29 protein-coding genes are annotated in these 25,553 nt (G+C 61.3%); 18 read left to right on the plus strand and 11 right to left on the minus strand.

The genetic code is table 11. The features are described 5' to 3' along the window. Window positions 1-7 precede the first annotated feature (7 nt). The 11 genes from Sj15T_RS09420 (at window position 8) to Sj15T_RS09470 (ending at window position 8,271) form a co-directional block, all read left to right on the plus strand. Window positions 8-337, plus strand: coding sequence for a DUF308 domain-containing protein (locus tag Sj15T_RS09420; RefSeq protein WP_041386007.1), 330 nt, complete (start codon window positions 8-10; stop codon window positions 335-337). 180 nt (window positions 338-517) lie between these two features. After that, window positions 518-820 (plus strand): hypothetical protein, encoded by a 303-nt coding sequence (locus tag Sj15T_RS09425; RefSeq protein WP_148225559.1) that lies wholly within the window; start codon window positions 518-520, stop codon window positions 818-820. Then, window positions 817-1,311, plus strand: a complete 495-nt coding sequence (locus tag Sj15T_RS09430; protein ID WP_013040783.1) for an Hsp20/alpha crystallin family protein — start codon at window positions 817-819, stop codon at window positions 1,309-1,311. The genes Sj15T_RS09425 and Sj15T_RS09430 overlap by 4 nt, the downstream gene beginning before the upstream one ends. A 59-nt stretch (window positions 1,312-1,370) precedes the next feature. Then, window positions 1,371-2,369 carry an efflux RND transporter periplasmic adaptor subunit gene (locus Sj15T_RS09435; protein ID WP_013040784.1) on the plus strand — a complete coding sequence of 333 codons (999 nt, stop codon included), beginning with the start codon at window positions 1,371-1,373 and terminating at the stop codon, window positions 2,367-2,369. Beyond that, window positions 2,366-3,616: an ABC transporter permease gene (locus Sj15T_RS09440; RefSeq protein ID WP_013040785.1), complete on the plus strand. Its 1,251-nt coding sequence runs from the start codon at window positions 2,366-2,368 to the stop codon at window positions 3,614-3,616. The genes Sj15T_RS09435 and Sj15T_RS09440 overlap by 4 nt, the downstream gene beginning before the upstream one ends. Next, entirely contained in the window at window positions 3,613-4,305 is a 693-nt protein-coding gene (locus Sj15T_RS09445; protein ID WP_013040786.1) for an ABC transporter ATP-binding protein, read from the plus strand. The genes Sj15T_RS09440 and Sj15T_RS09445 overlap by 4 nt, the downstream gene beginning before the upstream one ends. Then, the gene (locus Sj15T_RS09450; RefSeq protein WP_013040787.1) at window positions 4,302-5,567 is read left to right on the plus strand and encodes a DUF4010 domain-containing protein; all 1,266 of its coding nucleotides are present in this window, start codon (window positions 4,302-4,304) and stop codon (window positions 5,565-5,567) included. Before Sj15T_RS09445 ends, Sj15T_RS09450 begins: the two co-directional genes overlap by 4 nt. Window positions 5,568-5,630: 63 nt before the next feature. Beyond that, window positions 5,631-6,548 (plus strand): MBL fold metallo-hydrolase, encoded by a 918-nt coding sequence (locus Sj15T_RS09455; RefSeq protein ID WP_041386515.1) that lies wholly within the window; start codon window positions 5,631-5,633, stop codon window positions 6,546-6,548. Continuing rightward, window positions 6,545-6,982 carry a YeeE/YedE thiosulfate transporter family protein gene (locus Sj15T_RS09460; RefSeq protein WP_013040789.1) on the plus strand — a complete coding sequence of 146 codons (438 nt, stop codon included), beginning with the start codon at window positions 6,545-6,547 and terminating at the stop codon, window positions 6,980-6,982. Before Sj15T_RS09455 ends, Sj15T_RS09460 begins: the two co-directional genes overlap by 4 nt. Then, window positions 6,982-7,455, plus strand: a complete 474-nt coding sequence (locus Sj15T_RS09465) for a DUF6691 family protein (protein WP_338756029.1) — start codon at window positions 6,982-6,984, stop codon at window positions 7,453-7,455. Before Sj15T_RS09460 ends, Sj15T_RS09465 begins: the two co-directional genes overlap by 1 nt. A gap of 15 nt (window positions 7,456-7,470) precedes the next feature. Then, complete coding sequence (locus Sj15T_RS09470; protein ID WP_013040791.1) at window positions 7,471-8,271, plus strand: sulfite exporter TauE/SafE family protein; 801 nt, start codon at window positions 7,471-7,473, stop codon at window positions 8,269-8,271. Between the two features lie 16 nt (window positions 8,272-8,287). Here Sj15T_RS09470 and Sj15T_RS09475 read toward each other — a convergent pair whose 3' ends face one another. Continuing rightward, window positions 8,288-8,731, minus strand: a complete 444-nt coding sequence (locus Sj15T_RS09475; RefSeq protein ID WP_013040792.1) for a potassium channel family protein — start codon at window positions 8,729-8,731, stop codon at window positions 8,288-8,290. A gap of 43 nt (window positions 8,732-8,774) precedes the next feature. Further along, complete coding sequence (locus tag Sj15T_RS09480) at window positions 8,775-8,987, minus strand: NUDIX hydrolase (protein ID WP_148225560.1); 213 nt, start codon at window positions 8,985-8,987, stop codon at window positions 8,775-8,777. 485 nt (window positions 8,988-9,472) lie between these two features. On the opposite strand from Sj15T_RS09480, the gene Sj15T_RS09485 reads away from it, so the two are divergent. The 3 genes from Sj15T_RS09485 to Sj15T_RS09495 all read left to right on the plus strand — a co-directional run bounded on the left by Sj15T_RS09485 (window position 9,473) and on the right by Sj15T_RS09495 (window position 11,856). Continuing rightward, a complete protein-coding gene (locus Sj15T_RS09485; RefSeq protein WP_013040795.1) occupies window positions 9,473-9,880 on the plus strand; it encodes a hypothetical protein in 408 nt (135 codons plus the stop codon). Between the two features lie 67 nt (window positions 9,881-9,947). Continuing rightward, complete coding sequence (locus Sj15T_RS09490) at window positions 9,948-11,279, plus strand: DNA methyltransferase (protein WP_013040796.1); 1,332 nt, start codon at window positions 9,948-9,950, stop codon at window positions 11,277-11,279. A gap of 136 nt (window positions 11,280-11,415) precedes the next feature. Continuing rightward, complete coding sequence (locus Sj15T_RS09495; RefSeq protein WP_013040797.1) at window positions 11,416-11,856, plus strand: DUF5681 domain-containing protein; 441 nt, start codon at window positions 11,416-11,418, stop codon at window positions 11,854-11,856. Between the two features lie 41 nt (window positions 11,857-11,897). Here the strand turns inward: Sj15T_RS09495 and Sj15T_RS09500 are convergent, their stop codons facing one another. From Sj15T_RS09500 to Sj15T_RS09510, 3 genes are all read right to left on the minus strand, one after another. Then, a complete protein-coding gene (locus Sj15T_RS09500; protein ID WP_013040798.1) occupies window positions 11,898-12,554 on the minus strand; it encodes a hypothetical protein in 657 nt (218 codons plus the stop codon). After that, on the minus strand, window positions 12,551-13,372 hold the full coding sequence (locus tag Sj15T_RS09505; protein WP_013040799.1) for a hypothetical protein: 822 nt from the start codon (window positions 13,370-13,372) through the stop codon (window positions 12,551-12,553). Before Sj15T_RS09505 ends, Sj15T_RS09500 begins: the two co-directional genes overlap by 4 nt. 481 nt (window positions 13,373-13,853) lie before the next feature. Next, window positions 13,854-15,803: a hypothetical protein gene (locus Sj15T_RS09510; RefSeq protein ID WP_013040801.1), complete on the minus strand. Its 1,950-nt coding sequence runs from the start codon at window positions 15,801-15,803 to the stop codon at window positions 13,854-13,856. Window positions 15,804-16,174: 371 nt separating this feature from the next. Here Sj15T_RS09510 and Sj15T_RS09515 point away from each other — a divergent pair, with 371 nt between their 5' ends. Together Sj15T_RS09515 and Sj15T_RS09520 are read left to right on the plus strand one after the other, a co-directional pair. Continuing rightward, the gene (locus tag Sj15T_RS09515) at window positions 16,175-17,719 is read left to right on the plus strand and encodes a CehA/McbA family metallohydrolase (RefSeq protein ID WP_041386012.1); all 1,545 of its coding nucleotides are present in this window, start codon (window positions 16,175-16,177) and stop codon (window positions 17,717-17,719) included. Further along, window positions 17,706-18,890, plus strand: coding sequence for a DUF2235 domain-containing protein (locus Sj15T_RS09520; protein WP_013040803.1), 1,185 nt, complete (start codon window positions 17,706-17,708; stop codon window positions 18,888-18,890). The genes Sj15T_RS09515 and Sj15T_RS09520 overlap by 14 nt, the downstream gene beginning before the upstream one ends. 179 nt (window positions 18,891-19,069) lie before the next feature. On the opposite strand, the gene Sj15T_RS09525 is transcribed toward Sj15T_RS09520, so the two are convergent. From Sj15T_RS09525 to Sj15T_RS09545, 5 genes are all read right to left on the minus strand, one after another. Next, window positions 19,070-19,561, minus strand: coding sequence for an IS5 family transposase (locus tag Sj15T_RS09525; RefSeq protein WP_253720714.1), 492 nt, complete (start codon window positions 19,559-19,561; stop codon window positions 19,070-19,072). Continuing rightward, complete coding sequence (locus Sj15T_RS09530; protein ID WP_013040805.1) at window positions 19,459-19,827, minus strand: IS5 family transposase; 369 nt, start codon at window positions 19,825-19,827, stop codon at window positions 19,459-19,461. The genes Sj15T_RS09525 and Sj15T_RS09530 overlap by 103 nt, the downstream gene beginning before the upstream one ends. 535 nt (window positions 19,828-20,362) lie before the next feature. Continuing rightward, window positions 20,363-20,947, minus strand: coding sequence for a hypothetical protein (locus Sj15T_RS09535; protein WP_049775093.1), 585 nt, complete (start codon window positions 20,945-20,947; stop codon window positions 20,363-20,365). Next, complete coding sequence (locus Sj15T_RS09540) at window positions 20,947-21,333, minus strand: hypothetical protein (protein WP_013040808.1); 387 nt, start codon at window positions 21,331-21,333, stop codon at window positions 20,947-20,949. The genes Sj15T_RS09535 and Sj15T_RS09540 overlap by 1 nt, the downstream gene beginning before the upstream one ends. Window positions 21,334-21,489: 156 nt before the next feature. Further along, on the minus strand, window positions 21,490-21,786 hold the full coding sequence (locus Sj15T_RS09545) for a DUF2513 domain-containing protein (protein ID WP_081440656.1): 297 nt from the start codon (window positions 21,784-21,786) through the stop codon (window positions 21,490-21,492). A 72-nt stretch (window positions 21,787-21,858) separates the two neighbouring features. Here Sj15T_RS09545 and Sj15T_RS09550 point away from each other — a divergent pair. Next, window positions 21,859-22,616, plus strand: a protein-coding gene (locus Sj15T_RS09550) for an IS5 family transposase (protein WP_115288555.1) whose coding sequence is annotated in 2 segments (ribosomal slippage) — window positions 21,859-22,195 and window positions 22,195-22,616 — 759 coding nt in all. Because the reading frame shifts where the segments join, the coding sequence is not laid out codon by codon here. Between the two features lie 174 nt (window positions 22,617-22,790). Here Sj15T_RS09550 and Sj15T_RS09555 read toward each other — a convergent pair. After that, window positions 22,791-22,979, minus strand: coding sequence for a hypothetical protein (locus Sj15T_RS09555; protein WP_148225562.1), 189 nt, complete (start codon window positions 22,977-22,979; stop codon window positions 22,791-22,793). Window positions 22,980-23,208: 229 nt separating this feature from the next. Here Sj15T_RS09555 and Sj15T_RS09560 point away from each other — a divergent pair, with 229 nt between their 5' ends. After that, complete coding sequence (locus Sj15T_RS09560; protein WP_253720656.1) at window positions 23,209-25,491, plus strand: TonB-dependent receptor; 2,283 nt, start codon at window positions 23,209-23,211, stop codon at window positions 25,489-25,491. Window positions 25,492-25,553 lie beyond the last annotated feature (62 nt).

Consider the following 25,553-nt stretch of genomic DNA (forward strand, 5'->3'; position numbering starts at 1 on the left):
GCATAGAATGGGTAACTTTCTCTTCACAGCCATCCTCGCCACCTATATTGTCAACGCGACCTTGTTCGCAGGTGCGATCTTCCAACTGTTTCACGCCCGCAGCGTCCGGCGCTTCTCGTCAGGCCTTATGTGGGGCATCGCGGCGCTGCCATACCTCGTCGCGGCCAGCATCATGATCATCGATCCTCTGCTCGATGCCAGCGTGCTGACGGTTTTCATCGGCTTGACGCTCGCGGCGTCGGGCATCGCTCGGCTTGCCCTGGCCTTCCGCCATCCCGGAGGCAGGCCATGGATGTTACTGTCCGGCCTCATCAGCACGTGGCCGCCGTGCTGGTAGCTGTCTCATGGCCGTGGAGCAGCCTCTGGCTGCTGGGGATGGTGCTCGCCATCGACCTCATATCCCAAGGCGTGGACCCGCTGTCCTTGTACCGCCGGCAGTGACTTCGTGACTCTACTTATGGCGCGGCATCCCGCGCCGGGCGACAATTCGGCATCGAATCCGCAGCGGAGGAAGCCCATGCGCCGACATTTAACCAGCGCCGCGCTCCTGCAATTGTCGCTCATCGCCGCCGCATCCGCGCAGACCGCCCCAAATCGCGCGCCGCCTACGGGCAAGCCCGCAACGGAATGCCCGATGCGCGACCAGGCATGCGGACACATGATGCAGCCGGGCGCGATGCCTATGCACCACGGCCAACCCATGCCTGAAGCGATGGAGCATTGCCGCACGATGCATCGCCCAGCCGGGGACGGACAACAGCAGATGATGATGCATCATCCCGGCAAGCCGCCACATTCACGAAAGGAGAATGACCAATGACTGATTTTCGTTCACTCATCCCCTTTGGTCGCAGCACCATCTTCCGCGCCGGCTTTGATCCCTTCGCCGATCTGCGCAAGGAAATGGATCGGATCAGCGAGGATCTGGGCCGCGGTTGGCTCACGAACGGCGATGGCGGCAGCAAGGGCTTCAACCTTCCCCGCGTCGACATTGCGGAAACCGACAAGGGCCTAGAGTTGACCGCCGAACTGCCAGGCTTCGACGAAAAGGACGTGTCCCTCGACGTGCAGGACGATGTCCTCACCATCAAGGCCGAGCATAAGGAGGACCGCGAGGAAAAGGATGAAAAGAAGAACTATCATCTGATCGAACGCAGCCGGGGGAGCTATCTGCGCCGGGTTGCCCTGCCCTTCGAGGCGGATGCGGAAAAGGCCAGCGCGCATCTGGAAAAGGGCCTGCTGAAGGTCGTGGTGCCGCGTCTCGCCACGGAAGGAAGCAAGCCGCGCCAGATCCCTGTCGGATCGAAATAGTCCAGGGAGAAATCGATACGAACAAGCAATGATCTTCGCGTGATGCTATATACCCTCTCATGAAACGCATCGCGCTCTGGCTGTTGCCGCTCGCGCTGGTCGCGGCGGCTGCGGCATGGTGGTTGCTCGGGGGCCGGGCGCAGGAGGTCGAACTCGCGCCCGTCCGGATCGGTCAAGCGGTCGAACTGGTCTATGCCACGGGCTTTGTCGAGGCGCAGCAGCCCGTATCGGTATCGGCGCGTCTCACCGCTCCGGTTCGCCAAATATTAGCTGAGGAAGCGCAGACTGTCGTGCGCGACCAGCCGCTCGTCCTTCTTGATGACGAGGAACAGCAGCACGTGCTGCAACAGGCAACGGCGCAACGCCGCCTCGCGCAGCAGGATGAGCGGCGCGCTCTGGCGCTCTTCGCCAAGGGCTGGGTCACACGGGCCGCTCGGGACTCGGCCGTCGCCGCCGCCGACAGTGCAAGGGCGGCAGAAGAAGGAGCCCGCGCCCGGCTCGACCAGATGATCGTACGCGCGGGCATAGGTGGCGTCGTCCTGCGCAAGGATGTGGAGCCTGGTGACCTCGCCAGCCCCGGCCGTACCCTCATGACGCTTGGCGACCCCGCCCGCATATGGATCACGGCCACCATAGACGAGCGCGACGTCGCTCGCGTCCATGCCGGTCAGGAAGCATTGATGTCGAGCGACGCCTGGCCCGGCAGGGTGCTGCACGGTCATGTGCGCGCGGTGACGCCGGGCGGCGATCCCGAACAGCGCGCCTTCCGCGCCCGCATCGTGACGGACGGCGCGGTGGCGCTGCCGCTGGGCCTGACGCTGGAGGTCAATATCATAACGCGCCGGGCGGAACGGGCGCTGCTGGTGCCCGCGAGCGCGATGGAGGACGGCAAGGTCTGGGTCATTCGCGGCCGCCGCGTATATGCGAGGACCGTCAGAACCGGCATTGCCGGAACCAGCGACGTGCAGATCCTCTCCGGCCTGTCTCCCGGCGACAGGATCGTGAAAAATCCCGAAGGAAAGCTGAAGGACAATATGCGCGTGCGGGTCGCCCAATGACCGGCCAGCTGCGACTGCTGGCGAGCGTCGCTGCGCGGCATCTTGTCGGCCGCCGCCGCCAGACGATCGTCGCGGTCAGCGGCGTGGCCGTCGGCGTCGGCTTCTTCCTTGCCGTATCCGCCATGATGATCGGCAGCCAGAACGACTTCATCAGGACGCTGATCGACGCCGCCCCGCATATCATCATTTCCGACGAGCTGCGCAGCCCTCCACCCCAACCTGGTGTCAGCCTCTACAAGGGCGCGGCGGTCAAGCTTCGCCACTACAAGGTCCGCAACGAGGTGCGGGGGCTTAAAAGCTGGCCGGAGATATTGCGCACCGTCGATGCGCTGCCCGGCGCCATCGGCTCGCCCAGTCTCAGCGGCGCGATCACCCTGCGCAGCGGCGGACGCGAGGAAGCGCTGACCATCGTGGGCGTCGATCCCGCAATCGAGGAAAAGGTCAGCACCATTCAGGACCAACTGCGCATCGGACGCCTGCGCGACCTGGAAAGCACGCAGGGCGGCATCATCATCGGCGAGGAAATGGCCCGGCGTCTCGGCCTTGGCGTGGGTGACGTGGTTGGCGCGACCTCCGCTTCGGGAAAGAGCCGGTCGCTCCGCATCGTCGGCCTGTTCAAGCGCGGCCAGACGCAGATTTCATCCGGGTTCGGCTATGTCCTGCTGCGGGAAGCGCAATCGCTGCTCGGCCGCCCCTTCATCATCAACCGCATCGGCGTCCGCCTTGCCGACCCCTATGAAGCACAGCCGGTCAGCCGCCGTCTGGAGGCGCGCTATGCCTACAAGGCGGAAAGCTGGCAGGAGCGGTCCGCCGACTTTCTCTCGCTGCTCGTGACCCGCAACGTCATCATGTACAGCGTCGTGTCGGCCATCCTGCTGGTCGCCAGTTTCGGCATCTACACCGTCGTGTCGAATAGCGTGTCCGACAAGAGACGCGACATCGCGATCATGCGCTCCATGGGCTTTTCCGAGCGCGATCTTCAACTGATCTTCGTGTTCGAAGGGCTGGCCCTGGCATTGATCGGCATCGTTGCGGGATGGTTGCTGGGCTATGGTCTGATGGCGATCCTGGAGTCGCTCAAATTCCCCATCGCCGGGGAGGATCAACGCCTGCCGCTCGACCGTTCCGCGCGGCAATATGCCATCGCGGCGGCCGCCTCCCTCCTGTCCGGCGTCATCGCCGCATGGCTTCCCGCGCGAAAGGCGGCACGCGTCGATCCCGTCGATATATTGCGGGGCGCCGTATGAGCGCGATCATGGAGGTCGAGGGTCTCTCGCGCAGCCTTCCCGGCACACCGCCGGTGACGCTGATCACAGATGTGTCCCTGTCGATCCAGCCGGCGACCTTCGTCGCCATCGTGGGGCCATCCGGCTGCGGCAAATCCTCGCTCCTCTATCTGCTCGGCCTGCTCGACCGGCCGACATCGGGACGGGTGCTGTTCAACGGACAGGACATGAACCTGCTGAGTGGCGATACGCGCGCCCAGATTCGGCTGGCAAGCTTTGGCTTCGTCTTCCAGTTCCACTTCCTTCTCCCGGAGTTCACGGCGCTGGAAAATGTCATGCTGCCGATGCGCAGGCTCGGCAAATTGCCGCCGGGCGCAATACAGGCCAAGGCGCAGGCGCTGCTTGCGGGCATGGGCCTGGGCGAAAAGAGCGCGAAGACGCCCAATCGCCTGTCGGGCGGCGAGCGCCAGCGCGTCGCCATCGCCCGCGCCATCGCAAACGATCCGGTACTGGTGCTGGGGGACGAGCCTACAGGCAATCTCGACAGCCAGAACAGCGCCCGCGTGATCGAGATGTTCCGCAATCTTGCCCATGATCAGGGCCGCGCCGTAGTCTGCGTCACGCATGATCCCGATGTCGCTGCGGCTGCCGATGTGCAAATCTCGATGCTGGACGGCCGCATCGATGAAACCAGCGTGAGGTCGCGATGACTGCCGGCGTCAACCCCGCCATCATACAGCCCTATCTGCCCCTGCTGGCCGCCATGGCCATCGGATTGCTGATCGGCATGCAAAGGGGTTGGGCGCAAAGATCGTTCGGCGCCGGTCGCCGCGTGGCCGGGTTCCGCACCTTCGGCCTTGTCGGCCTGATCGGGGGCATAGGGGGGCTTGTACCGGACATGGTGGCAGCCGCGCTCGTGATCGGCGTGGCGGCGGTGATGACCGCAGGCTATATCCGCAGCGCGGATCAGGACCATCTGTCGGCCACCACCACGCTGGCAGGCGTCCTAACCTTCGCAGCCAGCTTCTGCGCTACCCGCCTGTCACCTTCGCTAGGCCTCGCGATTGGCGGCGCGACCTTTGCGATACTCAGCGCGCGGCAATCGCTGCACACCCTGCTGAAAGGCATGGACGATCAGGAGATCGAGGGAGTCTCGCGATTCCTGCTCGTCGCGCTCGTCATCCTTCCCCTGCTGCCGGACCGGGCGATGGGCCCCTATGAAGCCTGGAACCCGCGGGACATCTGGCTGGTCGTGGTATTCGTCACAGGCCTGTCCTTCGCGGGCTATGCCCTGTCGCGTCGGCTGGGGCAGGACAGGAGCATCCTGCTGGTCGCGCTGACCGGCGCGATCGTGTCTTCAACGGCAGTGACAGCCGAATATGCACGGCGCCTGCGGGACGAACCCGCCCTTCGCGGCCCTCTGGCAGCTGGCATCGCCATCGCCTCGATCGTGATGTTCGTCCGGGTCCAGCTGCTGACGCTGGCACTGATCCCCCGCGCGCTGCCGAACCTGGCTCTCACCATGGCGCCGGCGACGCTCATTTCGGTTTCATTCGCTATCCTCGCTTTCCGCCGTCATCGCGGCGACGGCGCAAAGGTGAACATCTCCAACCCGCTCGGCTTCGGCCCCGCGCTGATGCTGGCGGCCATGGTTATCGTGCTGTCGCTGGTGGCGAGGTGGGCGCTTCATCGCTTCGGAGAGCAGGGCATGGCCATCGTGCTGACGCTGACCGGCATATCCGACGTCGACGCGGCGGTCATCACCATGTCGGGGTTGCCTGCCGCGATGCTGAACGATCAAACCGCCGGATTGTCACTGGCCTGCGCGGTCCTTGCCAACACCTTCGCCAAAGCTGTCATGACGGTGGTCATTGGCTGGGGCCATGGCGGGGTGCGGGCATCGATCCCGCTTTTTGCGGCGCTGGCCACGGCAGCGGCCAGCATCCTAGCCTGGGCCATACTACCCTGGTGATGCGGACAATCCCTTACTGAAACATGCCGCGAAATGCGCAGAATGGGAAAGGTGGAGAAACTCATGTCCGACGATGCACTAGCCAAAGCCTCGCAGCAGGTGACCGCCGCTCGAAACGCCATGCCCGTGATCCGGGCCTTTTTCGACGCGACGACCTTCACCGTGACCTATGTCGTCCACGATGCCATGACCCGGCGCGCGGCCGTCATCGACAGCGTTCTCGCCTATGATCCGGCGTCCGGCCGAACCAGTCTGGATGCCGCCGATCCCGTCATCGCCCATGTCGAGAAGGAAGGGCTGACGGTCGACTGGCATCTGGAAACGCATGCCCATGCCGATCACCTGTCGGCTGCCCCCTGTCTCCAGCGAAAGCTTGGCGGAAAGATCGCCATCGGCGCGCATATCCGCGAAGTGCAGCAGACATTCGGCAAATTGTTCAATGCAGGCGCCGCGTTCGCGCACGACGGATCGCAATTCGATCATCTCTGGGAGGATGGGGACAGCTTCTCCATCGGCGATCTTCCCGTGACGGTGCTTCACGTGCCGGGCCACACGCCTGCCTGCGTCGCCTATGTCGTGGGCGACGCCGCGTTCGTGGGGGATACGATGTTCATGCCCGATTATGGCACCGCGCGCGCCGATTTCCCCGGCGGCAATGCCCGCCAGCTATTCCGCTCCCTGCGCCGCCTTCTCGAATTGCCTTCCGAAACGCGTCTCTTCATGTGCCACGACTATCTGCCGGAGGGGCGGGATCATTATGTTTGGGAAACAACGGTGGCGGAACAGCGCCGGGCCAATATCCACGCCCATGACGGCGTCAGCGAAGACGCATTCGTCGCCATGCGCGAAGCGCGCGACCGCACGCTCGACATGCCGCGCCTCATCCTGCCGTCGGTGCAGGTGAACATGCGCGCGGGTCACCTTCCGCCGCCAGAGGATAATGGCGTCGTCTACCTCAAGATCCCGGTGAACCAGCTATGATCCCCGCCTTCCCCCACGCACAACCGGTCGAAGGCCTGATCGGCGGCCTGATGATCGGTATCGCCGCCGCCATCATGCTGCTCGGCCTTGGCCGCATAGCAGGCGTCAGCGGTCTCGCTGCCCGTGCCACCGGCCTTGCCGACAGCGGAGCGCCGCGCAACATAGCGATCGCTTTCATCATCGGCCTGCCGGTGGGAGCGCTCATCACATCCCTGCTGTCGGGCGGAGCGCCTGCGCGCTTCCCTTCGATCGGCCTGCTGCTGATCGCTGGTCTCATCGTCGGCTTCGGCACCCGGCTCGGGTCCGGCTGCACCAGCGGCCATGGCGTGTGCGGCGTGTCCCGCCTCTCACCCCGGTCTCTCCTGGCGACGGCGCTGTTCATGGGCAGCGGCTTTGCGACCGTTGCGGTCCTTCGTCTTGCAGGTGCGATATGATGAAGATCGCCCTCGCGCTGATCTCAGGCGCCCTGTTCGGCGCGGGTCTTGCCCTGTCGGGCATGGCGGACCCGATGCGGGTGCGCGCCTTCCTCGACCTGCTCGGCCCGTGGGACCCGACGCTCGCTTTCGTGATGGGCGGCGCCATGATCCCGATGGCGATCGCCTGGGCGGTGCGCAAAAGGCTGGAGCGGCCCTTTGCCGGAGCAGCCTTCAACCTGCCCGAGACGCGCGGCCTCGACTGGAAACTGGCGTCGGGCGCGGTGCTCTTCGGCATAGGCTGGGGCCTTGGCGGCCTCTGCCCCGGCCCCGCCATCGCCAGCCTTGCGCTCAGGCCGATCCATGCCGCGCCCTTTGTGCTCGCAATGCTGGCGGGCATGGCGCTCCACCGCCTTCTGCCCGGCGGCATGGCAAGTCCGATCAGGAACGGAGCCAGCCACCCTCCCCCGGCGTCCGAAACGCCGCGCGGCTGAAAGGCGACCGCTGTCATGGATAGTCTTCACTACGCATTGGGAGCCATATCGGGCGGCATTGTAGGCTTCGTGCTCGGCCTCGTCGGCGGTGGTGGATCGATACTCGCAGTGCCGTTGATGGTTTATCTGGTGGGCGTGCCAAGTCCCCATGTGGCGATCGGCACCAGCGCTCTCGCGGTCGCCGCAAATGCGGCCGCGGGCCTCGTCAACCACGCCCGCGCGCATCATGTGAAGTGGCGCTGCGGGAGTATGTACGCGCTGGCGGGCGTCGCAGGAGCCTTTGCCGGATCAAGCCTTGGCAAGACGGTCAATGGGGAAAAGCTGCTGTTCCTGTTCGCCCTCGTCATGCTGCTGGTCGGCGCGCTGATGCTGCGGGGCCGCGGCAATCCCGGCGATCCCGGCGCGGAATGCAATCGCGAAAAAGCACCGCAGGTAATCGCCTACGGACTTGGATCGGGCCTGTTTTCCGGCTTCTTCGGCATAGGCGGCGGATTCCTGATCGTGCCGGGCCTCGTCGCGTCAACCGGCATGCCGATGCTGATGGCGGTCGGCACTTCGCTTATCGCCGTTACCGCCTTCGGTCTCACCACGGCGGCCAACTACGCCTTTTCAGGGCTGGTAGACTGGCTGCTGGCACTGACCTTCGTCCTGGGCGGAGTAGCGGGCAGCGTCGCGGGAACGCGTGCAGCGGAGAAATTGGGCGAACGGACAGGACGCCTCACCAGCATCTTTGCCGGGCTCATCTTCGTCGTCGCCCTCTACATGCTCTGGCGCAGTGCCGCCATTTTCATGTCAGGCATCGAAGAGGCACTTTAAGGCGGATTCGCGTAAGTCAGCCTTTTTGCAGGTTCCGCTCCAACAGCTTCAACCGATCGACGATCGAAAAGAAGAAAGCGGTCGACCAGCCGATCAATATGATGCCGTTAGCTCCCTCGATCACGCCCAATATCCTCTCGCCTGCTGGCAGGACGACATCGCCATAGCCGATGGTTACATAGGTGGATGTCGAAAAATACAGCGCTTCTTCGAGACCCGGAAAGATGCCCAGCAGTCGGTACAATGCAGCCCAAAGCCAGATTTCAATGGCATGAAGCGCAAACAGCCCGAATGCGGCAAGCAGGATCGCCATGCCATTTACCACCAGGGCCACGACCATCCGCGTCGCATGGCGATGACGGCGCAATATGGCGAGCAGGGCCGCCAGCCCAGCCAGATGGACGATCACGGTCGCCGCAACGGCGCCGGTCGCGATGAAAAGCTGCGCCGCCAGGCTCATGCGTTTGTCTCCTGCTGAATATCCCATCGCGGCTGACCCTGTTTCAGCGCGCCGGCACCGCCTGCTCCAGCGCCGCAAGCAACGCCGTCTGGCTGGCCAGCATCTTGTCACACGCATCGGCAAGGGTGAACCAGTCTGCCCGGTCAATCTCCGGGAAGGACCGGACGATCCCGCTGCGGGGCGGCCATTCCAGTTCGAACAGATTGCTCACCAGATCGGCTGGCTCAATCTCCGTCTCAACCGCGAAGGCGCTCACCCATTTGCCCCCTTTCTGCCGGATCCGGGCGAGCGGCCATGGAATGGCGGGCGGGCGCATGCCGCCTCCCCCTCAATGCCCCAGCAGCAGGGGATATAGCGATTGCAGCCCCGTCCTGATCACAGTCGACCCATTTTCGAGGCCCGGCACAGGCACTGCCTAAAAGGCCTCGTAATAGGAGAATGCGTGGTGCAGGACGCAGTCTGGAGCGAACCTGTCTCTTCCCTGCATTTCCCTGATATCGGACGAGATGACATTCTGCGGCGAAATCAGCATCGCCAGTGTCGAGAAAAGGGCGGAAAACAGGCATATTCGCTGGCAAATTCCCTGGAACTAGCAGCAGGGAAAATCTCTGGAGATTACAGGGAATTTGGTCGGCGAACGATTCGCAGCAGCTAACGAAAAAAGTCGTCCCGTCTCAAACGTTGGTAGGCCCGACAATCAAAGCCGTGCTTTTCACGTTCTCCAACAAACGGAGAACCACAATGATGCAAGGCCCCTGGTATTTCTTCCATCCCGATAGCCCGGGCTATCTCCAGCGCAAGCTGGATGAAGGCGAGCCGGTTTCAAGGGCAGAGCTTGTGAGGGTCTTCGAAGCCAATCCCGGCTTCGCTTGGCAAGGCGCTCTTCATAAGCTCTACAGCCAAATCCTGAATGGGTCATTCAAGGGCAAGCCCGGGCCGAAGGATCGTTTCAGCTGGTCGATGTGGCAGTGCATCAACGCCTGGGTCGATCTGGAGGCCGACGATATCAGAAGCGAGCGCGCGGGTCGTCCTCGCATTGGGGCGGATCTGTCGCCAGTACAGGAGGCGTATGAAAGAACGGCCCGGGCGTTTCGGCTGGGGACTGGCCCGAGCCTGGCTAACAGCCTGAGCTTACGCAATTTGCGCTAAGATTCCATGATCGCGGTGGGGGACCGCGCTGTGACATCTGACTGCCTTCTGCAACGAAGGAGGTTTTATGCAATCACAGCGCGGTCCCCTCTCGCGGGGGGATCTGGTGGAGCGCGACATCACGCTTCTCAAGCCGCATGCGCGCAATGCGCGTACCCATTCAAAGAAGCAGATCGACCAGATCGCCCGCAGCATCCAGAAGTTCGGGTTCACCAACCCGATCCTCATCGATGAGCAGGACAGGATCATCGCCGGTCACGGCCGGGTCGAGGCTGCAAAGAGCCTTGGCCTGACGCAGGTTCCGGTTCTGCTGCTCGACGGCATGAGCGAAGCGGACCGCCGTGCCTATATCATTGCCGACAACCGGCTCGCCGAGCTGGCCGGATGGGATCGCGAGCTGCTTGGCCTGGAACTGGGCGATCTGTCCGCAATGGTTCCGGATTTCGACTTTGACGTGATCGGCTTCGACGTCGCGGAGATCGAGGCGCTGCTGAACGGCGTTGATGAAAAGGAGGTGGTGGAAGACACGGCCGAAGAGCCGGAACAGAAGGCATCGCCCGTCACGCGTCCGGGCGACATGTGGCAGCTTGGTGGACATCGGCTGATCTGCGGCGACTCGACCAAGGGCGAGGTGTTCGAAAAGCTGATGGGCGATGAGCTGGCCCAGATGGTCTTCACCGATGCGCCCTATAATGTACCTGTGAACGGTCATATCTGCGGCCTTGGCAAGGTTCAGCATGACGAGTTCATAATGGGCGCCGGAGAGATGAGCCGTGCAGAGTTTACGGACTTCCTTGCAAGGGTGATGGACAACCTTGCCGCGTACAGCGTTGATGGTTCGATCCACTATCAGTGCATGGACTGGCGGCACATGGGCGAGATGCTCGAAGCTGGCGAGCGGGTCTATGACAGCCTTCGCAACCTTGTTGTCTGGAATAAGGACAATGGCGGCATGGGCACCTTCTATCGTTCCAAGCATGAACTGATTTTCGTGTTCAGAAAGGGCAGCGCGGCGCACATCAACAATTTCGAGCTGGGACAGCATGGCCGCTATCGCACCAATGTCTGGGACTATGCCGGCGTCAATTCACTCAAGGCCGACCGCAATGAAGAGCTGGCCATGCATCCGACGGTGAAGCCGGTGAAGATGGTGGCCGATGCGATGCTGGACTGCTCTCGCCATGGCGGTATCGTCCTTGATGCCTTTTCGGGGTCGGGAACCACGATCATCGCGGCAGAGCAGACCGGAAGGCTGGGGCGCGCGGTTGAGATGGACCCGCGCTATGTCGATGTGGCCGTGCGACGCTGGCAGAAGCTCACCGGCCAGAAGGCGATCCTGTGCGGTAGCGATCTCAGCTTTGACGAGATCGAGACGGTGGTGAACGAGGTCGACATCTAACGGACAGGGCAGCGCCGGTTTATGCCGGCGCTGTTCCTCACCGAATTCTCGGAGGGTTTCCATGACAGACTTTCCCTGCATTCCCGGTCTATCGCCATGTCATTGCAGTGCTGCAGGGAAATGGAGGTTCTATCGAATGGCAGATGATTATGAGGTGGGCTACGGAAAGCCACCGGCCGCGACGCGGTTCAAGCCGGGGCAATCGGGAAACCCGAATGGAAGGAAGCCGAAGCCAAAGGCTGAAACCAAGCTGAAGCCGGTGCTGAAGAATGTTCTTGAAGAGCCCGTTAAGATCGGAGGACGGAACTACACGCCGATGGAGGTGATCGCACGCACGCTGATGAACAAGGCGATGAAGGGCGATATGCGGGCAATCAAAACGGTGATGGAACTGGAGCAGAAGCTGGGACTCGACAAGCCGGAGGGCCGCTCTGGTGTCCTCAAGATCACCAGAGTGCCGCCTGAGTTGCGCGAGCTGTGGGCTAAAATGCAGCAGGCCAAGTTCCGCGGCGAAGATCCTGAAGGTCTGGCCGCGCTGGACGCAAATCTTCCCGAGGAAGAGCGCGGCCGCTACTGAAAACGGAGAGCCGCGCCCGCGGGGGCGCGGTTCCTCTCCCTCTATATCCCGCAATCCGCAAGCGCGCTCGCCAGCGAGGCATCCAGCGGCACGGGTTTGAGACCGTCCTTCGTGATCTGCCCGACCCGGTACATGCCCGAATCGGGGAGACCCGTATCGGCGGCTGCGGCTTTCGCACGGAACAGCAGGCCATGACCGGCACGCAGCTCGGCAAGCATCGCGCGGGCGGTATCGCCCATCGCGAAGCTGCTGGTTGCGGTTGCCGCCATGATCGCGCGACCCGACACCGCCATGGCATCGGCCATCGCCTTCGCTGCGACCGGGTCCTGCGGCGTGAGACCCGCCGGCATTGCAGACATGTCAGTGGTCACTGGACCATCTTCCGGCCGCACTTCCCGGAAGGGCTGGTCATCCACCCGCCAGAGGATGGTGCCCGTCGGCAGCCGGAAGCGTCCGCCGCTGCTCACGCCCACCAGCAGGCCATGCTGGGGATGATTCTCGATCACGGGATAGAGAAAGCCGGTACGGGAATATCGGGTCTTGCCGACATAATCGAGCGCCGACACCACACAGCGGGAAACGCCGGTCACCGGATCGGTGGTGCGGGTCGCCTGCCAGGCCCGCTGCATCTTCTCTTTCGCTACGGCGGGTGAGATGGCGCAGGCGACTGCCGCGAGCGTGAGGATCAACTTCTTCATGACGTAAGGGCCTCCCTGAGCTGGCGGACAAGGGTATCGAGGAGCGTGCGCTGCCCGGGATCGGGTTCATGCGGGCTGGCGAATCGCCAGCGGCGGTGCTCGAGGAACAGTGCGATCCAGAGATCGCTGGCTCCTCCGGGCCAGCGGCCGGTCTTGCCCGCGGCCGAAAGCGCCTCATCCGCAAAGTGGCCGGCCTCTCCCCTCCCCTGCTCTTCAAGCAGGGCATAGCCGTCGATCAGATGGGCAAGGACAGCCGAGCTTTCCCAGTCGCAATCGTCGGGGATGGCATTGAAGCGACCAGTCCTCACGGCGGCCAGCCATGGTTCGGTCGGCTCGGGCTGGGCGGCCATATGGTCTATCAGAGCGGAGATGTCGGGATGTCGCCTCCCGAAAAGGCGGTCCACCAGCTCTTCGAGGTCGGCCACCTTCTCGAACCGCTTGGCAAATATAACGCGGTGATCGGGACGCTGTTTCTTCTTTCCGCGGCTGTGAGTGGCGATCCGATCGCCAAGCGGCGGGATTTTCTCGCCGGGCGGGTTGCCAAAGAAGCGGTATGACACCGGCCGCATGGTCAGCGGGTCATAGGTCATCCAGATGATGCAGGCTGACGGCTTGGTCGCAAGGTTCACATGGGCGGTGACCTCTCGCGCCGTACCGCGCAGCACCTGCCCCTTGAGCTGGATATGGCGGATGATGCCGTTCGCCTCGATGACCAGATCATAGCCGTCGCGATCGCAGTCGGTGCGCAGCAGTTCGAAAGGCTGGTCGCGTATCAGAAGCTCGGAGGTGATAGCGCCGCTCAGATGATATTCCAGCACCTTCTCTATGAGGGAGGAATGGCGCGATAGCTGCGCCCTGGCGGCGGCGTTGCGGATGGCGGCAGGTGTCAGCGGTCATGCTCCTCTTCATCGGGAGCGCCGCTGATGCCGTGGCCTCATTCGTCGCTCCTATGTCCTCTCGGGGCGACGGCCAGAAGCCGGATGTTGGAAACCTGACCAAAGGAACAGGCGCATGCGCCTTTACCGTTGCCGGCTGGACATGCGCGCATGCCACCCGGCCCCAGTAAACTGTGACCGAGTACCTTTGGTTGGGGTTTCCACGCCCCGCTTCCCGGCTTTCACGGGAAGCAGGGCCACATTGCTCGACTTGCCGCGACAGGCAAGTGGAATGTCAGGAAAATCTTATAGAAGCGCCGGGCCACGGGAGAGCCGCAACTACGCGTCCGTCGCCTTTCCCTTCAGGATCTACACACGCCGAAATGAATCGGGAGGCAGCATAAACGGCCTCCCGGGCAATATCTCAGGCGGCTTCCCATACCTGGTTGAGAATCCGGGCGGCCATCGCCGCCTTGTCCTGCGGCAGGAACCGCCCATAATGTTTGGCGACCATCTCCGGCGTGTCCTGAATGGCATAGCTTGCCTGTTCATAGGAACCGGTATGCTTGAGGATGTGGGTGGCCAGGACGTCCCGCACATTATGGGGACCATGCGGAAGTAGACCCTTGATTGCACCGCGCCCGGTATAGGGGTTGAAAACACCGTAGCGCTGTATCACCAGCCTCCATGCCTCATAAAATGTGCTCTGGTTGTATGACGCGTCGCGGCTCGTTCTCTTGACCGTTTTGATGAAGAAGGTGCCGGGGTCATTCGCGCCGTTCAGCAGAGCCAGACGGTGCCGCTCGATATAGGTGGCGATATGATCGTAGAGACCGCCTAGATCAGGCAGCACAAGCCGGAAGGGTTTTCCGGCGAAAAATGATGAATGCGCGTTCTTGAACGCAACGGCTGGAACAAGGACTTCCCAACCCTGATCGCGTTCGTTCCAGCGGAGCTCTCCCCGCTTCAGCGATTCAAGCTGGCGTTCCGAGCGCGGCAGAGTCCCACGCGGGCAGACCAGCAGTTGCCGAAGGTTCTTCTGCCGCAGGCCAAGGTGAAGGCCCAGCCGAATGAGCAGGTAGGAACGGGCCGTCTCGGCGGCCGCACGCGGATAGCGCCGCGCATCCGGGCGCAGCTTCATGATCTCGTCGGCGATCTTCAGATACTCGGCGACCGGACTTGGGGCTTCAAGGATGGGCAGGATCGGCTCGAAGGGATCGCGGTGGATCCGCGCCACGCGGTCGATTTCCTTCACGCGGGCACGTGCATGCGCATGGAGAATGTCGCATGCCCCCGGCCAATCGGCACGGGCAGACTCGATATCCTCTACCGATACAAGGCCATCTATCGGCACGAGGCGCGAAGCAAGCTCCGGATGCTGCCGCAGCCATCCTGTTTCCTGGCGGACCAGCGCCATGGCATTGCGCAGCATGTCGCATTCCCAACGGGTGAAAAAGCCGCGTCGACGTTCACGCCACTGGACATACCAATCCCAGACACGCGGAAATATGAGCATGGCAAAGGATATGTTTTCGAGCGGAACGCCATGACCCTGCACCTCCCCGCTGGGTGAGGCCGCCAGGGCGCCAAACATGAGGCCGAAATGTTCGATCTTCTGTGCAGTGGTTTCTTCGTTCCACACGCCGATGCGCTGAAAACCGATGTCCGTCAGCGTGGCGGTCTTGAAGCGAACAAGCTCATTCAGTTCCGCCACAAGACGGGGCGGTGCATCCACCACCCCAACATGGTCGACCTGATCATCGAGATCAGACAAATCTTCAGGCTCCGGCGACGTCCTGATCTTCCTGCCCGTCAGAGAGGGGAAGCGGACGGCGTAGCGCAGCTTCATGGCCAGCGCCTGGAAGCGGCGATATTCTGTGGCGCCGGAAATCACCACGTTCTGAACCCAATCCAGGATCTTCGCCTGTTCCTTCAGCGGCCTTGAATTGAAATCGTCAGGCAGATGCCAGGCCAGCCGACGCTGCTCGGCCCTGGGCATGCCTGTCACCGTCAATCCCGAGACGGCACGAGCGGGATTGGGCAGCTTCGCCCTGAAATAGCCCGAGGGCAAACCGTAGCGTTGCTCGATCCGCGTGAGAATTTCGAAGCTGGTGGCGCTTTGGGGAGTGCGGCGACCCTCCGTCCAGGATTGCAGCGTTGCACGATCCAGCTTGTCTCCAGGGCGGATAATGCATCGGTGAAGCTGATAATAGCTTTCCGAGAAGCGCCGCAGATGCAGGACGAATGCTTCACGAAAGGTGGGTGGATCAACCCATTCTGTGAAAGCCGGGGCGGGATATTCGATTATCGGCAGCGCCTTGCGCCCACGCTTTGATGAAGTGCACTGCTGCTTGTCGCCGTTGATCCGGCGCATTGTCGTTGGCATTTAGATAAGGTTCCAGATTCTATTGTCATGATCCAGTTCAAGCTGGGCGTGCCTGATACAGGCGTGAGCGGATGACAACAGAGGGTGGATGAAAGCGGGTGGCCAGCCAAATGAACCCAGCTCTACAAGGGCGGCTCACAGACTGCATTGTCTGGGACGAGGGGAAGCGGATCGGCCGCATCTTCACGTGTCCTTGCAATAGCTGTCGTTGACAAAGTGCCTCCCCTACATTGCCTGGCGGTTTGGGAACGCTGTGGCCTGAATGAGCAAATGCAACATCCGATAGGCAATCACAGCATCTCGACGTCAGCCAGGACTTGCTCTAACCTTCATGAATCGCAGCGTTTTAGGGGGACGGCATGCGAACGAACATCTGTGCGATATTCTTTCTCGCGATACTGACGACGGTGGCAAGCGCTCAGACCACGATCATCCGGTTCGGCAATCTTCATGGCCATACCTCGTACAGCGATGGAAGCGGTACGCCACAAGACGCTTTCGCCATGGCGTGCGCCGCCGGTCTGGATTTCTTCGCCATTACCGAACATAACCATCCCAAGGGCGATGGTTCGGGCGATCGCAGGGACGGCATATTAATAGCGACCCAGCCGGCGCTCTACCGCACCGCCCCCAATTCGCTTGTGAAGATGGCGGATGCGGCCGATCAGCCTGGTGCCTGCGTCACATTATACGGCCAAGAATTCTCCACCATCTCCAGTGGCAATCATGTTAACATATTCGACATCGACCAGGTCATCGATGTTCCCAATGGGCGCTTCGACCTGCTTCTCGAATGGCTGAGGCTGCATCCTGACGCTGGCGGCGGAGGGCCGCTGGTTCAATTCAACCATCCCGAGTCCGGACGGCGATCGCTCAAGGACTATGGCCGCGACGATTTCAGCGGCGGCGAGGAGAACTGGGTCCAGGCAATGGCGCCCCATGTTTCGCTCATCGAGATCATGAACGCGCCAGCCCTGCAAGATGGGCAGCATCAGCGCACGAGCATCCGCGAAGGCCAATATTTTCGCTATCTTAATCTCGGCTTCCATCTGGCGCCCAGCGTCGGACAGGATAATCATTATCGCAACTGGGGCATTTCGACCGACGCGCGGGTAGCCGTCATCGCGGCGGATTTCTCACGACGCGGGATCATCAACGCGCTCAAGGCTCGACACGCCTATGCCACCGAAGACAAGAATTTGCGGGTGCTCTTCCGATCCGGCAATGCCCTGCAGGGTGATATTATCGACCCGCCGACGCTCGGGGCGGAACTTCCACTAACGGTCGAAATCGTGGACGATGACGAGCCCGATGCGATCTATCGCGTCGATGTCTTCAAGGATGTCGCGGGTGGCAAGCCAGCCAGCGCGCCCGTGGAAACTTTCGAACTCGTCGGCAATCAGGCCGCGCCCGTGCCGCTTGAAGGCATCCGCCTCGAAGCCTTGAGTGAATATGTGCTGCTGCGGATCACCCAGCTCAGCGATCAGGACGAGGAACATGCCGAGGATGACCGCCTATGGACCGCGCCTATCTGGTTCGAGAGTAGCGCCTTCCACCACCATATGGATCAGCAACCGCGCCTCAGGATCGTGCGGTTTGTCCCCGACCCCCAGGGCGATGATTTCACCAGAGAGGAAATCACCCTTGCCAATCGGGGAAGTGCCGCGCTGAATCTGTCTGGTTGGCGTGTTCGTGATCTTGCCGGAAATGTCTGGGTCCTCGATGGCTTGCTCGGGATTGAGCCAGGAGAGGAGAAAACCATGCTGCGTGGCGGCCAGCCCATGTCGCTCAACAACGGCGGCGACGAAATCGAGTTGGTCGCACCTGACGGCACCGTCGTGCAGACCATAGCTTATGGGCAGGTGGCGGTTGACGAGGAGATCCGGCCCGATGCCATCGACTGAGGAGAATTCGCGGGCAACGGGGCGCAATCTCGTCATCCTGCTGGACGGAACTGGCAATGAGCTTGGCCGCAACCTTTCCAATGTCCTGAAGCTCTTCCGCATCGCGGAAAAGGGCAAGCGCCAGCTTGTTTATTATAATCCGGGGGTCGGCACGGTCGGACGGATCAACCCCTGGCACCGGGCACGGCAAAAGCTCATCGAGATCATCGGACTCGCGACGGGCTATGGCCTCGACGGCAATGTCCTTGGCGCTTATCGCTTTCTGGTCGAAAACTGGCAAGAAGGAGACCGCATCTTCCTGTTCGGCTTCAGCCGCGGGGCATGGACGGCCCGCGTACTGGCGGGCTTCATTGAACTAATCGGCCTAGTCCGCCGCGAACAGCTGAACATGTGCGACAGCGCGCTTGGCACCTACAAGCGGGCGGCGGCCGAAAACGACCTTCCCCTTGCCTGGCATTTCTCCCGCGTGATCGGCGCGCGCAAACCGCGCATTCATTTCCTGGGACTTTGGGATAGCGTAGCATCGGTCCTCGTGCCGCGTCCCGACCGGTTCTGGATTCCGAGCGTGGAGACTCTCCCCTATACCCGCAACAATCCTGCGGTTGCGATCGTGCGCCATGCGCTCGCGCTCGACGAACGGCGTCGCATGTTTCGCGTCGCGCCCTGGGACGCGCCGCAAACCCATTTGCCCAATCCCTTTGACCATGACGCAGGCATAGCACAGGACATTGAGCAACGATGGTTTCCCGGCGTCCATTCCGACGTCGGTGGCGGCTACAGGGAAGAAGAGAGCGCCCTCTCCAAACGACCACTCATCTGGATCGTGGGCGAAGCCGACAAAGCCGGTTTACGCATTAATCAGGCCATGTACAGGCATCTTGCTGAGGGAGAAGCTCGCGCAGGCAACAAGCATGATTATGTGCCGCCCAACGCCGCGGGTCAGATACACAATTCACTGACATGGGCGTGGTGGATTCTGGAAGTCATTCCCAAACTCAAACGTTTCAAGGAATGGAAACGTCCTACCCTCTTGGGTTGGTACCTTCCATTGGGCGAACCGCGTTGCGTGCCTCCCGGGCATGATATCGATGAAAGCGTTCGGGAGCGGATCGCGACCAAAGCTGATTATCGTCCACCCAATCTGGAACCTAGCGATCCAGCTCCGCTATAGCGAGATTGAGAGCGCAAAGTCTGGGGGGACCATGCCCAATTCATCAAACAAAAATGGCGGCTGTGGGCTGATCCTTTTTTTGCATGCTCATCATCTTTGCCATCGGCAAGTGTAACGGTGGCGGCACTTCCTCCGTCGAACCGAGTGATTTATCGCAGCCCCCTAGGCTCTGTCTGCATTCACCGTATCCATATCATGGCGCATGCGAGATGGACGAAGCCCATGAAGGCAGAGAGGGTTTTCTCGCAGCGCAGGGCGATCCTTCGGAAGCGCTTGAGTTTGTTGAAGAAGCATTCGACCTGATGGCGCTCCTTGTAGAGCCTCCAGTCGATGGCAGGGGCGATAGCGCGGCTGGGATTGGCCTTGATCTGCGCGATTGCGCCAAGGTCATCGGCAATGAAGGCGCGTAGCGGATCGGCATCGTAGGCAGCATCGGCGATGACGTGGCCGACGCCTTCCAGCCCGGACAGAAGCGTCTGGGCCTGCGGGCAATCGCCACATTGCCCTGGTGTCGGACATATCCGAAGCGGCAGACCGATCGCATCGACGGCGGCGTGCAACTTGGTCGTCAGGCCGCCGCGCGAACGACCGATGGCGGCACTTTCAGCCCCCCTTTTGCGCCGCTTGCATCGGCGTGGACCTTCGAGATCGTGCTGTCGATCATCACATATTCGAAGTCCGGCGTGTCGGCCATGGCATGGAAAAGCCCCTCCCATACCCCGTTGCGTGACCACCGGCGGAAGCGCGCATGAACCGCCGTCCATTTGCCGAATATATCCGGTAGATCGCGCCAATGCGCCGCGTTCCCCGCCATCCACAGGATCGCATCGACAAACAGTCGATTATCAACGCCGCTCCGTCCAGGCGTCCCGGCACGACCCGGAAGATACCCCTCGATCCGGTTCCATTGCTCGTCCGTCAGCACCCGTCTGCTCAAAGATCGTCTCCTTCAACGACCTTGAATCAGAACTCTCATAAAATGGGAATCCCATGAATGCAGACAGAGCCTAACGCGTCGTCGGCCCAAACCATGCTTATGTACGTCACGGCGGCTAGCCTTAGCTGCCGTGCAGAGCCGAAATCTGGCGCCAGCGTGGTCGAGAAGCTCACCCGAGGAGATAATGTCCTGGCAGGTGAGACCTTGGGCCATTGGGCCCATCTGGACCGAATTGGTGAAGATTGCTGGGTCGCTCAGCGTTTCTTGTCCGAGAACGATCCTGGGTCCGAGCCGCTCCCCCGTCGCGCCCAGCTTTATGGGCCGCGGCGGGACATCGTGGAAACCCTCTCATCGCAGCCCATTGGCCCAAGCTGCGGATCCAAATGGAAGTGCGGGCAGATGGACAGCTGCTCGGAAGCCTACCACTATCTGAATGAGTGTGGTCTAAGCCGACTGGATGGCGATGGGGACGGCGTGCCCTGCGAAAGCATATGTTAGCCCTGACAGTCGCGATTGTGCCCAAGCGTTGATCGGCTCATGCCGCTGGTTCGGGCGCCGATATGTCCTTGGTGGCTGGCGGCGATGGAAGTGGTGAAGGTCCGTCCACATAGCCCGTAAAAATATCCCCGGCCTTGAGGCGAGCGCTGTCCCCTCCGGTGAGCAGGCCAAGAAGGCCGAACCCCACGACCGCCAGCACCACGCCGGCGCCATTGCCACCACCCCGGTCGGCATAGTCTCCTCGCAGGCGAACCTGGCCCGACGGCAAATCGAGATAGAGAAGTTTCGCGCCCAACCGACCGCCCTTGCCCACTGCGCCGTTCTTTTCGACGCTCGCGATCTCGCCCCACGCTGTCGAGCCAACAGGCACCACTGGCACCCCATTGATGTAGATCGGCTCATCAACGCGCAGTTTGAACCGGTCGCCTAGCCGGGCCGTGCGACTGTTGATTTCCTTAAGAACCATAAGGCGTACGGGGGTACCCGCCGGAAGCACGGGAGCCATGCCTCCCGGAGTACCGGGCGGCGCGACTGACTGCGCCGGCACTCCTTGCATGATCTGGTCGCGGGGCGCCGCCGTCTCGGGCAGGGAGACGGCAAGCGCAACGGCGAGGACAAACATCAATTGCTCGCGGGCGGCGCGGGATCGAGGAATTTGATCGCAACGCCGGTGGCGGTGCTGGAACCCCAGCTCAGCGCCGTCACATGCGCATCACCATATTGCGCCTTGATCACCGCGTCCGCACCCAACTTCTCGCCGCGCTCCCACAGCTCACGATAGATTTTTTCCTGACTGGGCGCCTTGCTAAAGATCGTCGCCTTGCGAACGCCGGCCTTTACTTCGCCAATCACCTGATAAGGACGATCCGTGATGTCGTAGGGGAAGACGGGAACGCCTACCTCTTCATTGACGATGGCATAATGCTTGGCCGTATCCGCCACAGTCGCTTGAGCGGACAGAATAACGACCGACGCGACCGCGACGGCAAAAAATGCTTTAACTTTCATGATATCCCCCGATTTGGAGGCGAACGATTGCACCACCCGCGATGCTCGTCAAGCCATGCCACATATCACTGTCATCCAGATCGGTTGGATCAGGAACGTGTTCCCCGCAGCGGTCTGCTGCCGGATTGCGGCGGATCGGAGGGCAACAGATACTGATTACATTCTCACATCGACACCCATTGATCCCAGCTTCGCAAATATGAGCGACTTCGCGATGGCTCCCATCGTTTCCAAAGACCAGATACCCGTCTTGCGCATCGCTGCCTTGGTGAAACGCCAGACCTCGGGATCGCGAACCTGATCAAGATATTCATGTCCACGCCAGGTTAGACGCACCGCGATCCAGCAACGGTCATTTGGAGAAATATATCCTGCTGTCGCAAGGCCGGCCTCCACCAACAAACGAAAATGATGCTCCACCTGGTGTGGCTCGCGTCCGACCAGCCTTGGCACTTTAAGGCTTGTTGAGATTCAGGATTCCCCTTTAGGCTTTGATCTGATTCAAGCTCCTTGAAGGAGTTTGTGATGGAAGCTGAACGACTTGTCCTTCGGGACGATCAGTGGGCAAAGATGGCGCCATATTGTCTTGGCAAGGCAAGCGATCCGGGTCGGAGCGGCCACGACAATCGGCTATTTCTGGAGGCGGTGTTGTGGATTGCGCGCACGGGCAGTCCATGGCGTGATCTTCCGGCTGCATTCGGGAAGTGGAACACGATCTTCAAGCGCTATCGGGATTGGGTGAAAGCCGATGTTTTCCAACGGCTTTTCGACGCCGCGTCGGATGATCCAGACATGGAGTTTGCAATGGTCGATGGCACGATCGTCAAGGTCCACCGCCACGGCCAGGGCGCAAAAGGGGGACTCAAAGCCAGGCCATAGGGCGGTCGAAGGGCGGCATGACCACCAAGATCGTCGCACTCACGGATGCCTTGGGCAATCTCGTTCGCTTCGTGCTGCTACCGGGTCAGCGCTGCGACATCATAGGTGTCCCGCCCCTCATCGAGAACCTCGCCTTCGCTGGCTTCATGGCCGACAAGGCGTTCGACACCAACGCCATCATTGCTGAACTCGACGCGCGGGGCGCAAGGGTCGTGATCTCACAGCATCCCGGACGGGCCAGCAAGCGCCGGATCGACGCAGAACTCTACAAATGGCGTCACCTCATCGAGAACTTCTTCTGCAAACTCAAGGAGTTCAAACGAATCGCCATGCGTTCCGACAAGACCGATCAGAGCTTCTCAGCCATGATCTATCTCGCCAGTGCCGTCATCAACTCTCGATGAATCTCAACAAGCCTTAAGCAGCTCGGCACTTTTTTCGCTCTCCATTGCGAGCATCAGATCACGAATCAGTTCAGGATCTCGTTTCATGGCGAACAGAAGAACAAAACAAGTTCATGTAGGAAAGCCCAGTTGGCGTTACGCGCGTCCGGAAACATCGGTGAGGCTCGCCGCCTGTCATTGAGGCCGACGAAACATGACCTTGCCGATGAGGGCGAAAGCGGCCATCAAAATCCAGGCAACAGCGAAATGTCCCAAGACGAATGTCCAGCCATAGCCGTCGTCACCGCCGACCACCGCCACAAATGCGGCAATAATAGTGATGAGAGCGTAAGAGGCCCAGCTGAGACCAGAATTTGTCCGCATGATTTGCCTTTCCGAGCCTCCCCTACGCATCATCGACAGGGACTGCAATCGACACCGTCAGAGAGATTTCTCCTCTGCCCGACAAACCTGGCTGGTTCCAGGTCACACTCATCTTTTGCGGCATCAGCCGCAGAAGAAACGTATCGGGATGCCTATAACTCCTCGCCTACTCTTTCATTCTCGCACCGGCATCGCCAGAAAGTCAGATGGGATGTGTTCCGGGGGGATCATGAGAATCAGTGTTGTTGCGTCCGCCATCGGGCTGGCCTGCGTGATGTCCGATGCTTCGGCGCGCGAGCCAAACAACGAAGCCGTTGCCGGTCCTGACACAGCGGGGGTGGGATTGATTGTCACAGGCGAGAAGTTCCGCCGTTCCCTGAAGGAAACGCCAGCAAGCGTGGCTATTGCGACAAGCCGTGTCATCGACGAGCAAGCGATGGTCTCAGCCTATGATGTCCTTGACCGGACGCCCAATGTGGCCGTCGACGGAAGCCGGACCAGCTTTTCGATCCGCGGCATCGATGCGTTCAATGTGTCGGGAGCCGGGGAGGGCGCGCTGGCCAGCGTGTATGTGGATGGCGCGGCCATTCCCCGCCTCGCGTTGGCCTCAGGGCCGCTGGATCTCTTCGATGTAACGCAGGTCGAGATATTGCGCGGCCCGCAATCCACCGTTCAGGGACGCAATGCGCTCGCCGGAGCGGTCATCATCAATACAGCGGATCCCACTTTCAACTGGAGTGGAAAAACCCGGTTGCTGCTATCGGACAAGGATGGCCAAAGGCGGCTCGGGATGGCGATCGGCGGCCCCATCTCGGAAGGCCAGGTCGCTTTCCGTCTGGCAGGTGAAGCCTCCAAGACGGCTGGCCTCATCCATAATGTGACAAACCAGGCCGATGGCGATCCGCAGCGCTCGCGGACATTGCGAGGAAAGCTATTGCTGCAACCAAGAATCCTACCGGGCCTGCGCCTGATCAGCGCGCTCCTTTATGACCAGCATCAACGCGGCACCTTCTATACGGAACTTGATCCGCCCTATGACCCACGCGCACGTATCACCACGTCCGACGCTCAGGACAGGAAGCGGGTCACCAGTGCAATCGGAACGGTCTTGGTGGAATATGAAGTCGACGCCGGGTCCGTTCTCAAATCCGCGACCAGCTACAGCCGCATCCGCTTCCGCTCGCGCTCTGACGCCAACCGCACTGCCGTGCCAGGCCAGCTTAGCCATATCGACGAGCTCAATCGGGCCTTCCAGCAGGAAGTCCGCTTCCATTTTCGCAGAAGCTGGGTCGAGGGACTGGTTGGCGCCTATTATCTGCGGGAACGGCGTGCCTATGCCTATAACGCATTGCAGAGTCTTAGCCTTGCGAGCCTCGGAATCGGGCGGCAGCTGCAGGCAGCCGGCCTCGGGCCGGCGACGGTGGAGGCGGTCCTCGATCTCTATGGCGGCACGCTTCCCATCAGCAATGATCTCACTCGTCCAGGGATAACGGACAATCATGCGGCATTTGCCGACCTGACATTTCCGCTCGGTCGCCAACTGCGTATCCGCATGGGCATGCGCTATGATATCGAGACATCGAGTCAGCGAGCAATGCAACATATCTCGATCGACCATCCTCTACCCAATCCTGATAAACTTGGGGTTCCAGCTCTTGGTCCAATAGTCCGCCGGCTGAACGGCCTGCTCCTCAATCTTGTCCAGGGCGCTAACAGCGCCGAACCGCCCCGCCGCGTACGCTATGATGCCTGGCTGCCCAAGCTGGGCCTCAGCTATGATCTCGCTTCGAATATGGCGTTGAGCCTGACGGCGCAACGTGGCTACAGGGCGGGAGGTTCGGGCTTCAACGCGCAGCGCGCGGAAAGCTATGATTTCGAGCCCGAGTACAGCACCACCTATGAATGGGCGCTGCGCTCGTCATGGCTCGGAAACCGGCTTTCGCTCAACGCCAATCTCTATTGTACCGACTGGAGAGACCAGCAGGTGCTGGTTCAACTGACCCCAGGAGCTCTTTACGATACCAGGATCATAAATGCAGGCAAATCCCGGCTCCAGGGCTTTGAGATGGAGTCGCATGGGGTTATCTCCCAAACGCTCACCCTGCACGCAGGCCTCGGATTTGGAAGCGCCCGGCTGAAAAACTTCCCCCAAGCCGAAGGCAACACGCTCGAGAGCACCCCGGGCAAGGCGTTTCCCCGCGCTCCTCGTTGGACGCTTTCAGGCGCCGCAAGCTTCACCCATCCCAATGGGTGGTTCGCGAACGTCAACGCCAATTATCGCACCGCCTATTACCAGAATGTCATGGATCAGCGTGTTCGCGACATCCCTTCCCGAACCCTCGTCAACGCGAAGTTGGGATGGCAAGGGAAGCATCTGGGCGCCTTTCTCATGATTGCAAACATCTTCGATGTCCAGAAACCCAACCAGTTTTTTGTCGATGTCGACGGGCGCAGACGCGGCACACTGAACGCGCCGCGCATATTGGGCGTTTCCCTGGAAGGCCGCTTGTGATCAGAGCCGAGAGCGTAGGAAGATTCAGCGCTCGCACCCGTCGCCAGGATCTGGGTGTCCCC

Origin of the sequence: Sphingobium sp. TA15 (genome assembly GCF_037101235.1) — a bacterium.
GTDB classification, from domain to species: Bacteria; Pseudomonadota; Alphaproteobacteria; order Sphingomonadales; family Sphingomonadaceae; genus Sphingobium; species Sphingobium indicum.

Coding starts and splice junctions, on each gene's coding strand:
- Sj15T_RS09435 (WP_013040784.1), top strand. CDS start 1,371: ATGAAACGCATCGCGCTCTGGCTGTTGCCGCTCGCGCTGGTCGCGGCG.
- Sj15T_RS09500 (WP_013040798.1), bottom strand. CDS start 12,554: ATGAAGAAGTTGATCCTCACGCTCGCGGCAGTCGCCTGCGCCATCTCA.
- Sj15T_RS09485 (WP_013040795.1), top strand. CDS start 9,473: ATGATGCAAGGCCCCTGGTATTTCTTCCATCCCGATAGCCCGGGCTAT.
- Sj15T_RS09445 (WP_013040786.1), top strand. CDS start 3,613: ATGAGCGCGATCATGGAGGTCGAGGGTCTCTCGCGCAGCCTTCCCGGC.
- Sj15T_RS09470 (WP_013040791.1), top strand. CDS start 7,471: ATGGATAGTCTTCACTACGCATTGGGAGCCATATCGGGCGGCATTGTA.
- Sj15T_RS09475 (WP_013040792.1), bottom strand. CDS start 8,731: ATGAGCCTGGCGGCGCAGCTTTTCATCGCGACCGGCGCCGTTGCGGCG.
- Sj15T_RS09455 (WP_041386515.1), top strand. CDS start 5,631: ATGTCCGACGATGCACTAGCCAAAGCCTCGCAGCAGGTGACCGCCGCT.
- Sj15T_RS09495 (WP_013040797.1), top strand. CDS start 11,416: ATGGCAGATGATTATGAGGTGGGCTACGGAAAGCCACCGGCCGCGACG.
- Sj15T_RS09535 (WP_049775093.1), bottom strand. CDS start 20,947: ATGTTTGTCCTCGCCGTTGCGCTTGCCGTCTCCCTGCCCGAGACGGCG.
- Sj15T_RS09555 (WP_148225562.1), bottom strand. CDS start 22,979: ATGCGGACAAATTCTGGTCTCAGCTGGGCCTCTTACGCTCTCATCACT.
- Sj15T_RS09515 (WP_041386012.1), top strand. CDS start 16,175: ATGCGAACGAACATCTGTGCGATATTCTTTCTCGCGATACTGACGACG.
- Sj15T_RS09450 (WP_013040787.1), top strand. CDS start 4,302: ATGACTGCCGGCGTCAACCCCGCCATCATACAGCCCTATCTGCCCCTG.
- Sj15T_RS09425 (WP_148225559.1), top strand. CDS start 518: ATGCGCCGACATTTAACCAGCGCCGCGCTCCTGCAATTGTCGCTCATC.
- Sj15T_RS09540 (WP_013040808.1), bottom strand. CDS start 21,333: ATGAAAGTTAAAGCATTTTTTGCCGTCGCGGTCGCGTCGGTCGTTATT.
- Sj15T_RS09490 (WP_013040796.1), top strand. CDS start 9,948: ATGCAATCACAGCGCGGTCCCCTCTCGCGGGGGGATCTGGTGGAGCGC.
- Sj15T_RS09465 (WP_338756029.1), top strand. CDS start 6,982: ATGAAGATCGCCCTCGCGCTGATCTCAGGCGCCCTGTTCGGCGCGGGT.
- Sj15T_RS09510 (WP_013040801.1), bottom strand. CDS start 15,803: ATGCGCCGGATCAACGGCGACAAGCAGCAGTGCACTTCATCAAAGCGT.
- Sj15T_RS09560 (WP_253720656.1), top strand. CDS start 23,209: ATGAGAATCAGTGTTGTTGCGTCCGCCATCGGGCTGGCCTGCGTGATG.
- Sj15T_RS09420 (WP_041386007.1), top strand. CDS start 8: ATGGGTAACTTTCTCTTCACAGCCATCCTCGCCACCTATATTGTCAAC.
- Sj15T_RS09430 (WP_013040783.1), top strand. CDS start 817: ATGACTGATTTTCGTTCACTCATCCCCTTTGGTCGCAGCACCATCTTC.
- Sj15T_RS09520 (WP_013040803.1), top strand. CDS start 17,706: ATGCCATCGACTGAGGAGAATTCGCGGGCAACGGGGCGCAATCTCGTC.
- Sj15T_RS09460 (WP_013040789.1), top strand. CDS start 6,545: ATGATCCCCGCCTTCCCCCACGCACAACCGGTCGAAGGCCTGATCGGC.
- Sj15T_RS09440 (WP_013040785.1), top strand. CDS start 2,366: ATGACCGGCCAGCTGCGACTGCTGGCGAGCGTCGCTGCGCGGCATCTT.